Raw genomic sequence first — 11,554 nt, 5'->3', positions numbered from 1 at the left:
CGGTGACGGCATGAGCGCCCTGGACCTCGCTGACCCGGTGGACGCGGTGGTGCTGCGGCACGCCGAGTGGGATGCCGGCCAGCCGTCCAAGACCACGTGGCCGCTCACGGCCGCCGCCGCCGAGCCGATCACCGTCGAGGACCCGCTGTGTGGGCATCTGCCCGGGGAGCCTCACGACGGCTCCTGCAGCTACTGGCGGGGTGTAGCGGCCGGCGAGTACCCGCCGCCGCCGGAGATGCCGGTGACGCTGCCGCCGCACTGCCCCGGCCTGCTGCCGCTGACTGATCCGGCGCTGCGGGAGGTGGCCCGGTGATCCGCACCGCCGCGCAAATCCTCGCCAGCATCGACGACGAGCCAGACGACGTCGCCTCCCGCCCGGCTGAGGCGCCCCGCCGCACGCGCGGCGTGGTCGACCTCGACGCCGGGGTAGGTCGCCTGCTCGTCGGCTACGACACCATCCACCGTCACGCCCAGGTGTGGACCGGCGAAGCACCCCCACCGGAGCCGCTACCGCCGCGGGTATCGCCGCTGCGGCAGGGCTGCCCAAGCGAAGGCCAGTACCGGCGGCATCTGAAGGCTGGCGAGAAGTGCCAGCCGTGCCGCGAGCACGTCCACGCGTTGGAGAAGGCTCGCCGCGCGAAGTGGGGGCGGCGATGACTGGCCGACGCGACCCCGAACTCATCCACAGTGGCCCGAACATGTGCCCCGGCTGCCTGACCGTCCCCGGCCGCACTCACGGTCTGGCCTGCCCGGCGGTCGAGGGCCCCCGGCACGCTGCCGCGCCGCACGCGGACACCGTCCGCATCGTCTCTGCCCTGCTGGTCGGGGTGCCCCTCGGCGTCGGCCTGTACCTGCTGCTCGCCCTGCTGATCTGGAGCCTGACGTGACCACTGACGACATCGTGCGGGAGTTGGCCGCCGAACTGGACGCGGCCGACCGCGAGCGTGCCCGCCTGCAGGACGAGCTGGACACCACGACGGCCGCCTACGAGCGGCGGACCCGGCAGGCCCGCCAGTGGCGGGACCTGCCCGCCAGTGGCGGGACCTGGCCCGCGGGCTGTCCGACGACCTGCGGCAGGCACGGGCCGCCCGGGACCAGGCGATCGCCACCTCGCAGCAGTTGCGGGTGGGTTTGGTGGCCGCGCGGGAGCGGCTCGGCGTCGGCCGTGAGGAGGCGGGCCGGTGAGCCTCATCGACGCGTTGGTCCTGCCCATGGCCGCGCACTTGTCCCGTCCGGTGCGGGTGGCGGGCCGGCACCGGCGCACGCCCGGGGACCTGCCGCGGGCGGTCCGGGTACGGACAGTCCGCCGGCACCGCTACCCGGAAGCGAGGCAGCGGTGAGGGCCGGGCGATGGGCGGACGTCGCCGCCGCGACCCAGGCCGCGATCACCGGCGGGCGACCGTGTGCTGGCGGGTGCCGGTGGCCGGTGCATCCCGCCGCCACCGTCGGCGCCGACGGCCAGCGCGGCGTCTACGACCGGCATCCCGGGTGTGAACCCGGCGGCCAGCAGCTACGCGCAGTTCCGGGGAGGCGGTCATGAACACGGTCGAGTTGCTCACCCCTGAGCAGGCCAACCCCGTTAACCCGGAGTGGCACGCGCTGCGCCGTGACGGGGTCACCGCGTCGGAGATCGGTGCCGTGCTCGGCCTGTCGCCGTGGGACAGCCCGTTCTCGCTCTACTGGCGGAAGATCAACGACTGGCGCGCCGAAGACACCGTGGACATGTCCACTGGTCGCCGGATGGAGCCGGTTGTCGCCGACTGGTGGGCCGACACCGTCGGCACCCCAGCAGGCATGTACGTCCGTCCGGCTGGCCTCTACGCGCACGAGGCCCGGCGGTGGCAACTCGCCACCCCCGACCGGCTCGTTAGGACACGGGTGCGGCCGGGCGTCGGCCGGCTGACGTCGGTGCTGGAGTGCAAGTGGACCGGCACCTGGGACGGCTGGGGCGAGCCTGGCACCGATGACATCCCGGTCTACTACCGCGCGCAGGTGCTGTGGCAGTGCGACGTTCTCGGCGTCGACGAGGGACACCTAGCCGTGCTTGGCCCGGGTGGGTTCCGGGCGTATGGGCCGATCCGCCGCGACGAGCGGGACCTGACCGTAATGCGGGACGCCGCCCGCCAGCTACTTGCCCGAATCGACGCCAGTAAGCCGCCCGACGTAGATGAGCACACTGCCACTCTCGCCACGATCAAGCGCCTCCACCCGAGCCTGGTAGACGAGCAAACAGAAATCAGCACCGAGACAGCCGCGGGCTACCGGCGAGCCCGCGCCCTCAAGCAGGCCGCTACCCGGCTGTGCGACCGGTTCGAAGCCCGCCTGCGCGCCGAGATGGGCGCGAACCGCACCGCGGTCGACGCCGCCGGGGTGAAGGTCGCCACCCGCTCCGTCTACGACGTGACCCGCGTCGACACGGTCCGCCTCAAGGCGGACCAGCCGGAGATGGCCGCCGCGTACGCCACCACCTCCACCACCGATCGGCTTACCCCCGCAAGGAGCAAGCGATGACGCAGACCGTCTCACAGGCCGTGGCCACCCGGGACAACTCCCCGGCCGGCTTGATCACGCAGTACTCCGAGTCGTTCGCCCAGGTATTGCCGTCGCACATCAAGCCGGCCACGTGGGTTCGGCTGGCCCAGGGTGCGCTCAAGCGCGGCAAGCGTGGCGACGGTGGCCGGTTCGAGTTGGAGCTCGCCGCCGCGAACAACCCGGGCGTGTTCCTCGCCGCGCTACTCGACGCCGCCCGGCAGGGCCTGGAGCCCGGCACCGAGCAGTACTACCTCACCCCGCGGAAGGTGAAGGGCCGGCTGGAGATCCTAGGAATCACCGGCTACCAGGGGCACATCGAGTTGATGTACCGAGCCGGGGCGGTCGCCTCGGTGGTCGCCGAGACCGTGCGAGAAAACGACGAGTACCGCTACCAGCGCGGCATCGACGACGTGCCGGTACACCGATACAAGCCGTTCGCCCGCGACGCCGAACGCGGCGCCCTGGTCGGGGTGTACGCCTACGCCCGCATGAAGGACGGCGCGGTGTCCCGGGTTGTCGAGCTGAACCGCGACGACATCGACCGCATCAAGGCCAGCAGCCAGGGCGCGACCAGCGAGTACAGCCCGTGGCAGAAGCACGAGGCCGCCATGTGGCTCAAGTCGGCGGTGCGGCAGTTGCAGAAGTGGGTGCCCACATCGGCGGAGTTCCGCCGGGAACAACTGCGCGCCGCGGCTGAGGCCCACCGGGTCGCATCCGCCACGGACGCCCCGGATGGTGCCACTACACCGCAGGGCGACGTCCTGGACGGCGAGGTACTCGACGAGGCGCCCACAGAGCCGACGCGATCCGATGATGCCAGCGGGCATGCCGAGCAGGAGTGGCCGGACGCGGCGCAGCCGGGCGACGCCCAATGAGCCACGCAGATCCGTACTACGGCAACGCCATCGAGGTAGAGCACGTATGGGCTCGACCGCCGTCGCCCGGCTGCGACGCCTGCGGATGCTGCTCCGCTCCGCTGTGCGCTACCGCCGCCGAGCGGGAGCTGCCGTGCTGGGCGTTGGTGTCCGCCGGGCCGGCGGTGATGGATGTCAGCGGGTGCCCGTGCGCCCCGGTGACCGGCAAGGGCCGGCCGTGACCCGCGACCGCGACGCCGCCCTCGGCGGGCCGGTGAGGGAGCCGGGCTGGTGCGTGTGCGGGCACCTGGAGCCGCTACACACACTGCGGTCCGGCCGCCGGGGCGGCTGCTCCACCTCGACGTGCGGATGCGGCGGCTACGAGCCCGGGGCCGGTGTCATGCCGGCCCCGGCCGGGCCGCCCCGTCTCCTGCCGGACCTGGACGCCATGGCCAGCCGGTACGCCGTGTACGCCGACGCCCGCGACGGCGGCCGGCAGCCAGATGCCGCCCTGCTCGCCCGTGCCGTGGCCGATGACGTACCCGCCTGGCGCGACGAGGTGCACCGCCTGGAGGCACTACGGCGGGAGCTGGCCGCCGAGCTGGACCGGCTCCAGGACGGCGCGTAATGGGCAGCAGCACCTACGTAGACCAGCTCGCCGCCGTCGCCGCCGAACTGGTCGTGCGGGTCCGCGACGACGACCCGCAGGCCAACGCGCGGTGGCTCGCCGCGACGCTGCCCGACCCGGGCGACCGGGAACGGCTGCTGTACGTCCTCGCCGCTGCCGTCCCGGACGACCGGCCGTGGCTGCACCTAACCGCTTGGACAGTCACACCACGGCCGGCCCGCGGTCCACAGCCGTGTGGGACGCCGGCCGCCGCGAAGCGGCACCGAGAACGCGACGAAAAGCCGTGCGAACCGTGCGAGACCGCCGAGCGGGAGGACTGGAGGCTCCGCAAACTCGACCAGCGCGCCCGCCACAAGACCACCCCCTGACCGGTTGGGCCGGCCCCGGGAGGGGCGGGGCCGGCCCAACCACCCCCGCACAGAACAGCGCATAGATAGGACGTCGAGGATCGATGAGTGTCCGGGTTATGACCTGGGTGTGGGAACAGTCGCGGTCAACCAAAACTGACCGTCTGGTCCTGCTCGCCATCGCCGATTGCGCCGCGGATGACGGCAGTAATGCCTACCCGAGCATGGCCGAGTTGGTCCGTAAGACCGGGCTGACCGATCGGGGTGTGCAGAAGGCCATCGCCCGTCTGGTCGAGCTCGGCGAGTTGGTTGTGGGGCGCAACAGCGGCCCGAAGGGCTGTAACCGCTACCGCGTCGTCATGCCTACCCCCGAACACCGTTCACCCCCGAACACCGTTCGCCCCCCGAACGATGTTCCCCCGAACACCGTTCGGCCCCCCGAACACGGTTCACCCCTACCCCCGAACGCCGTTCGGGTCACCCCCGAACGGCGTTCACCCGGAACCGTCCTTGAACCGTCAATAGAACCGTCAGTAGAACCTTCTCCTTCGTCGCACCCGACGAAGGACGTCGCGATCCCCGACCGAATCGACGTCGAGCAGATCTGCCGCCACCTCGCCGACCGCATCGAAGCCAACGGCTCCAAACGCCCCACCATCACCAAAGCGTGGCGCGACGCCGCCCGACGACTCATCGACCGCGACGGCCGCACCGTCGACCAGATCACCCGCTGCATCGACTGGTGCCAAGACGACCAGTTCTGGCGCTCCAACATCCTCTCGATGCCCAAACTCCGCGAAAGGTATGACCAACTCCGCCTCACCGCCCAACGCAGCCAGGCTCCCCGACCATCCACTACCGACCAACGCGTCGGTGCCGCCCTCGAACTCGCCGCCCGCTACGCCGCAGAGGAGGCGTCATGACCAAAACCGAGGTAGCGCTCATCCTCGCCGCCGCCGCAGCCCGCGACCTACGCACCGTCGGAGATGCCGACGTCCTCGCCTGGCACGAAGACCTCCACGACATCACCTACCCCGAGGCCCGCGACGCCCTCCGACGCCACTACCGCGACAGCACCGACCGGATCATGCCAGCGCACATCCGCCACCACACCCACACCATCCGCGACGAACGGCGCCGCCAGGTCGCCCACCAGGTCCGCGCCCTGCCATCGCGATACGAAAACGACGCCACCCGCGACGCACGGGCCGCCCGCGGCGCCGAACTGTGCCGACAAGCCATCGCCGCCGCCCTCGGTGAGACGGCCGACGAAGAGCCACCCCCACCGCTGACGCCATCCGACGAAATCCGCCAACGGGCCCTCGACCGCGCCCACGCCGAACGGAAAACCGGCCGGGTGCCGGGCCTGTCGTCCGTCGGCGACGTCCTAAACCAAATCGTCCGCCGCAAGTCCGCCTGAGGAGATGCCATGACCCAGCACGTCAACCTGCCCATCCACGGCGAGTGCGACCAGGCGCAGCGTGCGCTCACCGACGTGTGGGCCGCCCTCAACCGCGCCGGCTGCCACAGCCCCCTCGCCACCGCCGCCGAGCTGATCGACCAACTCGCCGCCGACCGGGCATGGTCCCGCTCCGCCCTCGGCGAAGCCCAAGAGCTGATCGACCAATTCGCCGCGCAGCGGCACCGCGCACGCGCCACCCTCGCCGACGCCCGCGACCTGATCGCCACCCTCGACGACGTGGTCGAGCAGCTCGACGAGGTACGGGCGCGGTACGCCGCCCGCCCCGGTTCCGCTGCCGGCAGCGCGCACGACGTGGGGACCCTGATCCGCTACTGCGTCTACCCGGGATGTCACCGGAGCTATCGCGCAGATGTCGGCCCACAGGACCGCGGCTGGATGCGTCTGCGTGGCCTCACGGTGCTCTGCCCGGACCACAGCACCGCCGCCACCGGCGGCACGCAGGACACCGCGCCACCCGCTGAGAGCCACACACAGGCCCGTGTAGGCCCCGAGCGGGACCGTGACACCACATGCCCCCAGCCGAGATGCAGGCGTTCCTCGACCACTCCACGGCGGAGTGGCGGGCCGCCCGCGCCGCCGAGGAACGCGTGGAGGTCATCCGTGACCTCCTGCTCCACCCTTCGCCCAGGTCGACCGTTCGGCTGTCGATCATGCCAGCCCAGGCAGAGTTCCGGCCCCGAGGAGTTCACGCATGAGTAGCAACTGGTGCGGCGGCAGCACCAGCGCCGTGACACCGCACCATCTCCACGCCACCGCCGCCGCCTGGTCCATCCACACAGCCAGACAGCAGCTCGCCACGCTCGCCGCCGCCGAGGCCCGGCACCGAGGCGACACCCTCACCGCCGCCGCGCCGATCCTGCGTAGCCCCATTCACGGCACCATCCACCCGATCGGGGGACACGCTGACCCTGTCGCGACGCTGACCGCCGACCGGCCCGCACCGCGCACCCAGACGTGGGCGGAGCGCATCCAACGCCTGGACGGCCGGCTGACGTGGCTCGCCGGCATGTACCGGCTCCCCGCCGGGCGCGACCCGCTGGAACGCATCCTCACCGCCCTACCCGCCCTCACCCTGCCGCCCCGCGCCCTCACCCTCCTCGCCTCGCACCTCGCCGACGAGGACGAGCTGGTCCGCGGCTGGCTCAACCAGCCGCCCTACCGCACGCGGATACCCGGCGACTGCCCCGGATGCCAGCAACGCTCCCTGGAGGCGAACACCGCCGGACCCACCACCGCCCGCACCGTCATATGCGCCGCCGACTGCCGACACACCCCCGACTGCCGGTGCCCCGGCGGCGTGGAGGGCGTACGGCACATCTGGCCCCGACATGCAGTCGTCACAGATCCGCCGTAAACGTCGGTCGGAATCCACGCACCAAGGCCCAGCGCTCTGCCTCGATCAACAGGTTGCCGATTTCATCTATCGAGCAATCTCTCATACGCACAATCCCCGCAAAAATAAGCATCTTTAACCCCACCACTCTCCCCTCCGGAATAGCAGACAAATCCACGCTCTCCCCGAGAGCCGAGCGCAAAACCAGCTCCACTTCCCCTACACTCATTCGAGGATCCGGGAACCGCCTAACCATCTTTCGAGACAACTTCCTTACGTCCGGCAGCGTCGGGGGAGCCGTAAAGTGCGTATCCAACGCTACTGCCAGTGCGCCGTTAACCAAACCGTCCGCATCTCGCCAGCGCGTCGACACCAGCTGCGCTTGGATCTGGTCCCGATATTCACTGTCGCGAAGAATCGTAGCCATCATAAAATGCGCTATTAGCGATCGAGGACTGACGGCTTCACTCATCTTCGATGCCTCCCCTATACACTCTGAAGATAGTGCCATGCCCGACGTCGTCGCCGAGTTGGGCAACGCAGACCCCGGGCACCAGTAGGGACATACGCTCGAACCATGATCAGTCTTGTCGGCCACCGCTACGGCACCGCCGCGCAGATCGCCCACGCCCTCGGCCCCGACATCACCGCCGCCCGGGTCCGTGACTGGGCCCGCCGCTCCCGCCGCACCAGTGACAAGCTGCACGGCCTCCTGCCCGCCCACCACCTACCCGGGCAAGGACGCGGCACCACCTGGTACCGCTACGACCAGGCCGCCCACGTGGAGATGCTCACCCGAACCACCGGCCGGGGCCGGGCGCGTGTCGAGTTGACGGCGGCCACCTGACCGAGCAATCATGTTTTCACACATCCACCGCATAGGCGGAGTGTGCCCAAGGCCCGGCCGACCACTCAGTGGCGCCGGGCTTTCGCGTACCCACAGACCGGAACGCGACCAGGGCGAGGCGGGCAGGTCGCAGGCTGGGACGGCCTGCCCGCACCAACCCCACGCGAAGCCCACCCCCCCCCACCTCGGACCGGGCAAGGCCCGGGACGGAGCGACACACCATGACCGCCCGACCAGTCACCCAGGCCGACTACGACCGAGTCCGCGAACTGCACGCCCAGGGCGTGTCTCGCAACGAGATCGGCCGGAAAATCGGCCGCTCCGGACGCACCATCAGCCGCCTCGCTCAAGAGCTGGGTCTGTCCTTCGAGCGGTCCGGCGCGACCGCCAAGGCCACCGAAGCGCGCAAAGCCGACGGCGCTGCCCGCCGCGCACAACTACACGTTGACGCCCTCCAGGCCGCCCAGAAACTCATGGCGCAGATGTTCGCTCCGGCCCTGGTCTACAACTTCGGCGGTCGGGAAAATGACTACAACTCGACCACGTTGGAAGAGCCGCCGTTCGCCGACAAACGCAACATCGCCAACGCGATCCAAGCCCTCGCCGGCACAGCACTCAAGCTGGCCGAGTACGACAAGGCCGCCGGCAGCGACGACGAAAAGGGCATGCTGTTGGAGCTGCGCGACCAGCTACGCGCCGCCCGCAACCAGGCGAGGTCCACCGATGGTGGTTAACCTGCGCGCCCTGCCCCTGTCCGAGAAGCAGACCGACTACGTGGTCGACTCCAACGCGTTCGTAAACCTCGCCGAGGGCGCCGTCCGATCCGGGAAGACCGCCTCCGGGCTGCTGCGCTGGCTGATGCAGGTAGCCGATGCTCCCACCAGCGGCGATCTGGTGGTGTGCGCGAAGACCTACGACACAGCCGTACGGAACATTTTCAACCCGCTACGCGACTCCCGACTGTTCGGCCCGCTGTCCAAGGCCACCACCTACACCCGGGGAGCACCGACAGCGACGATCCTCGGCCGCACCATCGAGGTCATCACCTTCAACGACGAACGCTCCGAAAACCGGCTCCGCGGCATGACCTGCGCGTCGGCCTACGTTGACGAGTGGTCGCTGATGCCGCAGAGCTTCCACGAACAGCTACTCGCCCGCTGCTCTCTCGACGGCGCCCAACTGTTCGGCAACACGAACCCGGACAACCCGCGGCACTGGCTGAAAGCCAACGGCATCGACGAAGCCCGCCCCGGTGGGCGGCTGCACGGTGACTGGGCGATCTGGCATTTCGGCCTCGATGACAACCCGTTCCTATCCGAGCGGGTCAAGAATCGGTATCGACGACAGTACAAGGGCCTGTGGTACCGGCGGATGATCCTCGGCCAGTGGGTTATGGCCGAGGGCGCGGTCTACGAAGGCTGGGACCCGGACAGGCACGTGGTCAGCGAGCTACCGCACATCACCCGTTGGGTTTCCCTCGGCGTGGACTACGGAGACGTCAACCCGTTCGCCGGACTGCTACTGGGTGTCGGTGACGACGGCCGCCTGTACCTGTGCCGGGAGTGGCGGTGGGACTCCAAACAGCGGATGCGGCAGCTCACCCAGGCCGAATACTCGGCGCGGCTACGTAGCTGGCTCGACAATATGCGTGTCCAGCCTGAGTGGGTGTGCGTCGACCCGGCCGCCGCCGGCTTCCGCCACCAACTCTTCCGCGACGGCCTCATGCCGGTCGCCGCCGACAACGACGTCCTTGACGGCATCCGACTCATCGCCTCACTGCTCGCCGAGGGTCTGCTTTTCGTGCACGAGTCGTGCGAGGGCTGGATCGCCGAAATACCCGGCTATGTGTGGGACGACAAAGCTGCCCTCCTTGGCGAGGACAAGCCGATCAAGGTCGGCGACCACTCGTTGGATGCCGGCCGGTACGCGATCAAAACCCCCGAGGTGCTGTGGCGCCCGCTGCTGCGCTCCGTCCAGCACCTCGACGCCTGAGCTGACCATCGGACCCGAGGAGGGCCGCCCCGTGCCGCTGCCCAACGGCGACGCCGAATGGCCACCCCGCGACCTCAAGCCGATCCTCAATCAGCTTGAGGAGTGGGACGCCTGGTACTCCGGCGACCCGCAACGCCTGCACGCCTACTACGCGGCGAACATCGCCCGCTGGAGTCCGCGCCCTGTTCAGTACGCCGGAGGCGTCGGCGGGTGGCTCGCCCGCCTCTGGTGGGGGCGGCCCGCCACGACCGGCGAGCCACCCGACAAGCTGCACATCCCGGTGGCCGCCGACCTGGCCACCACCAGCGCCGATCTGCTTTTCAGCGAGCCGCCGAAGGTCGTCACGGATGACAGCGGCACGACGGCATGGCTGGAGCAGGCCGGCGACCAGTTTCAAGCCGCGCTGCTGTGCGCCGCGGACGTGCAGGCGGCGCTCGGCGGCGTCTACCTCCGCGTCGTCTGGGACCGCGACGTCTCCGACCGGCCGTGGATTGCCTCCGTGCACGCCGACGCGGCCGTACCTGAGTGGCGCTATGACCAGCTGTACGCGGTCACGTTCTGGCGGGAGCTGCAAACCGACGGGCAGCAGGTGATGCGGCACCTAGAACGACATGAGCCGGGCGGCATCATCCACGGCCTGTTCGTCGGCGGCCTGACCGCCCTCGGCCGGCGAGTGCCGCTGACTGAGCATCCGGAGACCGCGGGCCTCGCCGCGCAGGTCACCGCCAACGGCGACACGATCGAGACCAGCACGCAGCGTCTCACCGCCGCCTATGTCCCGAACCAGATGCCGTCACGCAGGTGGAGGGCGACACCGGCGGGCGCCAACCTCGGCCGCTCCGACTACGAGGGTGTCGAGCCGCTGATGGACAAGCTCGACTTCGTGTGGTCGGCGTGGATGCGAGACATTGACCTGGCCAAGGGCCGGCTGATCGTGCCGTCGTACATGCTCCAGTCCCAGGGCCCCGGCGGCGGCGCGACCTTCGACGTCGACCAGCGGCTGTTCACCCCTGTGCATGACCTGCCCGGCTCCGGGGCCGGTATCACGGTCAGCCAGTTCGCGATCCGCGTCGAGGAGCATTCCCGGTCGGCGAACGAGCTGCTGGAGCAGATCCTCCGCGACGCCGGCTACAGCCAGCAGACGTTCGGCATCGCCGGTGAGGCCGCGGCGACCGCCACCGAGATCCAGTCCCGGGAACGGCGCAGCCTCGTGACCCGGGCGAAGAAGGCCCTCTACTGGCGGCCGGGCCTGTCGTCCGTCATCGCCGCGCAGTTGGAGATCGCCCGTACCGCGTTTCGTGCTGCGGTGACACCGCAGCCACCAAAGATCACCTTCGCGGACAGTGTGCAAGAGGATCAACAGCGGCTCGCGACCACCGCTGACCTACTGCGCCGCGCCGAAGCAGCGTCCACGGAGACGCTGGTGCAGCTGATTAACCCGGACTGGGACGGACCCCAGGTCGATAAGGAGGTCGCCCGGATCCAGGCCGAGACGGGCCAGCAGGTGCAGGATCCAGGCACGTTCACCGGGAGGTAAG

The 11,554-nt window shown here is 70.0% G+C and carries 17 protein-coding genes and 1 pseudogene; 17 read left to right on the top strand and 1 reads right to left on the bottom strand.

Translation table 11 applies throughout. The features are described 5' to 3' along the window. The 13 genes and pseudogenes from SALPAC3_RS0125050 to SALPAC3_RS0124985 all read left to right on the top strand — a co-directional run. A partial coding sequence (locus SALPAC3_RS0125050) for a hypothetical protein (RefSeq protein ID WP_018223910.1) occupies nt 1-313 on the top strand: 313 nt, incomplete at its 5' end. After that, nucleotides 310-657, top strand: coding sequence for a hypothetical protein (locus tag SALPAC3_RS0125045; RefSeq protein WP_018223909.1), 348 nt, complete (start codon nt 310-312; stop codon nt 655-657). The genes SALPAC3_RS0125050 and SALPAC3_RS0125045, both read left to right, overlap by 4 nt. After that, nucleotides 654-887, top strand: coding sequence for a hypothetical protein (locus tag SALPAC3_RS0125040; RefSeq protein WP_033775180.1), 234 nt, complete (start codon nt 654-656; stop codon nt 885-887). Before SALPAC3_RS0125045 ends, SALPAC3_RS0125040 begins: the two co-directional genes overlap by 4 nt. Further along, a pseudogene (locus SALPAC3_RS26360) lies at nt 884-1,185 on the top strand (hypothetical protein). Before SALPAC3_RS0125040 ends, SALPAC3_RS26360 begins: the two are co-directional and overlap by 4 nt. Further along, on the top strand, nt 1,182-1,340 hold the full coding sequence (locus tag SALPAC3_RS28520; protein ID WP_018223906.1) for a hypothetical protein: 159 nt from the start codon (nt 1,182-1,184) through the stop codon (nt 1,338-1,340). The pseudogene SALPAC3_RS26360 and the gene SALPAC3_RS28520 overlap by 4 nt, the downstream one beginning before the upstream one ends. Before the next feature lie 196 nt (nt 1,341-1,536). Beyond that, nucleotides 1,537-2,511: a YqaJ viral recombinase family nuclease gene (locus tag SALPAC3_RS0125025; protein WP_018223905.1), complete on the top strand. Its 975-nt coding sequence runs from the start codon at nt 1,537-1,539 to the stop codon at nt 2,509-2,511. Beyond that, a complete protein-coding gene (locus SALPAC3_RS0125020; RefSeq protein ID WP_018223904.1) occupies nt 2,508-3,407 on the top strand; it encodes a recombinase RecT in 900 nt (299 codons plus the stop codon). Before SALPAC3_RS0125025 ends, SALPAC3_RS0125020 begins: the two co-directional genes overlap by 4 nt. A 46-nt stretch (nt 3,408-3,453) precedes the next feature. Next, nucleotides 3,454-4,014 carry a hypothetical protein gene (locus SALPAC3_RS29030; protein ID WP_018223903.1) on the top strand — a complete coding sequence of 187 codons (561 nt, stop codon included), beginning with the start codon at nt 3,454-3,456 and terminating at the stop codon, nt 4,012-4,014. Continuing rightward, a complete protein-coding gene (locus tag SALPAC3_RS0125005) occupies nt 4,014-4,382 on the top strand; it encodes a hypothetical protein (protein WP_018223902.1) in 369 nt (122 codons plus the stop codon). Before SALPAC3_RS29030 ends, SALPAC3_RS0125005 begins: the two co-directional genes overlap by 1 nt. A gap of 98 nt (nt 4,383-4,480) precedes the next feature. Further along, complete coding sequence (locus SALPAC3_RS0125000) at nt 4,481-5,284, top strand: helix-turn-helix domain-containing protein (protein ID WP_018223901.1); 804 nt, start codon at nt 4,481-4,483, stop codon at nt 5,282-5,284. Further along, nucleotides 5,281-5,781, top strand: a complete 501-nt coding sequence (locus SALPAC3_RS0124995; protein WP_018223900.1) for a hypothetical protein — start codon at nt 5,281-5,283, stop codon at nt 5,779-5,781. The genes SALPAC3_RS0125000 and SALPAC3_RS0124995 overlap by 4 nt, the downstream gene beginning before the upstream one ends. Nucleotides 5,782-5,790: 9 nt before the next feature. Next, nucleotides 5,791-6,543: an MCP four helix bundle domain-containing protein gene (locus SALPAC3_RS26355; RefSeq protein WP_018223899.1), complete on the top strand. Its 753-nt coding sequence runs from the start codon at nt 5,791-5,793 to the stop codon at nt 6,541-6,543. 28 nt (nt 6,544-6,571) lie between these two features. Next, nucleotides 6,572-7,198, top strand: a complete 627-nt coding sequence (locus SALPAC3_RS0124985; protein WP_026185885.1) for a hypothetical protein — start codon at nt 6,572-6,574, stop codon at nt 7,196-7,198. Here the strand turns inward: SALPAC3_RS0124985 and SALPAC3_RS28180 are convergent. After that, nucleotides 7,182-7,649 carry a hypothetical protein gene (locus SALPAC3_RS28180; RefSeq protein ID WP_155252992.1) on the bottom strand — a complete coding sequence of 156 codons (468 nt, stop codon included), beginning with the start codon at nt 7,647-7,649 and terminating at the stop codon, nt 7,182-7,184. The genes SALPAC3_RS0124985 and SALPAC3_RS28180 overlap by 17 nt on opposite strands. Nucleotides 7,650-7,754: 105 nt before the next feature. Here SALPAC3_RS28180 and SALPAC3_RS0124980 point away from each other — a divergent pair, with 105 nt between their 5' ends. The 4 genes from SALPAC3_RS0124980 (at nt 7,755) to SALPAC3_RS0124965 (ending at nt 11,553) form a co-directional block, all read left to right on the top strand. Beyond that, complete coding sequence (locus tag SALPAC3_RS0124980; RefSeq protein ID WP_018223897.1) at nt 7,755-8,024, top strand: hypothetical protein; 270 nt, start codon at nt 7,755-7,757, stop codon at nt 8,022-8,024. Nucleotides 8,025-8,245: 221 nt separating this feature from the next. Further along, a complete protein-coding gene (locus tag SALPAC3_RS0124975; protein ID WP_018223896.1) occupies nt 8,246-8,758 on the top strand; it encodes a hypothetical protein in 513 nt (170 codons plus the stop codon). Next, nucleotides 8,748-10,016: a PBSX family phage terminase large subunit gene (locus tag SALPAC3_RS0124970; protein WP_018223895.1), complete on the top strand. Its 1,269-nt coding sequence runs from the start codon at nt 8,748-8,750 to the stop codon at nt 10,014-10,016. Before SALPAC3_RS0124975 ends, SALPAC3_RS0124970 begins: the two co-directional genes overlap by 11 nt. 31 nt (nt 10,017-10,047) lie before the next feature. Further along, nucleotides 10,048-11,553: a phage portal protein gene (locus tag SALPAC3_RS0124965; protein WP_018223894.1), complete on the top strand. Its 1,506-nt coding sequence runs from the start codon at nt 10,048-10,050 to the stop codon at nt 11,551-11,553. Nucleotide 11,554: the final 1 nt, after the last annotated feature.

It is taken from the genome of Salinispora pacifica DSM 45544 (assembly GCF_000378845.1).
GTDB lineage: Bacteria > Actinomycetota > Actinomycetes > Mycobacteriales > Micromonosporaceae > Micromonospora > Micromonospora pacifica.
Note: the sequence above shows the minus strand (reverse complement) of the source record. Positions and strands in the feature narration are given on the sequence as shown.

Coding starts and splice junctions, on each gene's coding strand:
- SALPAC3_RS0125000 (WP_018223901.1), top strand. CDS start 4,481: ATGACCTGGGTGTGGGAACAGTCGCGGTCAACCAAAACTGACCGTCTG.
- SALPAC3_RS29030 (WP_018223903.1), top strand. CDS start 3,454: ATGGGCTCGACCGCCGTCGCCCGGCTGCGACGCCTGCGGATGCTGCTC.
- SALPAC3_RS0124975 (WP_018223896.1), top strand. CDS start 8,246: ATGACCGCCCGACCAGTCACCCAGGCCGACTACGACCGAGTCCGCGAA.
- SALPAC3_RS26355 (WP_018223899.1), top strand. CDS start 5,791: ATGACCCAGCACGTCAACCTGCCCATCCACGGCGAGTGCGACCAGGCG.
- SALPAC3_RS0124980 (WP_018223897.1), top strand. CDS start 7,755: ATGATCAGTCTTGTCGGCCACCGCTACGGCACCGCCGCGCAGATCGCC.
- SALPAC3_RS0124970 (WP_018223895.1), top strand. CDS start 8,748: ATGGTGGTTAACCTGCGCGCCCTGCCCCTGTCCGAGAAGCAGACCGAC.
- SALPAC3_RS0125025 (WP_018223905.1), top strand. CDS start 1,537: ATGAACACGGTCGAGTTGCTCACCCCTGAGCAGGCCAACCCCGTTAAC.
- SALPAC3_RS0124995 (WP_018223900.1), top strand. CDS start 5,281: ATGACCAAAACCGAGGTAGCGCTCATCCTCGCCGCCGCCGCAGCCCGC.
- SALPAC3_RS28180 (WP_155252992.1), bottom strand. CDS start 7,649: ATGAGTGAAGCCGTCAGTCCTCGATCGCTAATAGCGCATTTTATGATG.
- SALPAC3_RS0125005 (WP_018223902.1), top strand. CDS start 4,014: ATGGGCAGCAGCACCTACGTAGACCAGCTCGCCGCCGTCGCCGCCGAA.
- SALPAC3_RS0125040 (WP_033775180.1), top strand. CDS start 654: ATGACTGGCCGACGCGACCCCGAACTCATCCACAGTGGCCCGAACATG.
- SALPAC3_RS0125020 (WP_018223904.1), top strand. CDS start 2,508: ATGACGCAGACCGTCTCACAGGCCGTGGCCACCCGGGACAACTCCCCG.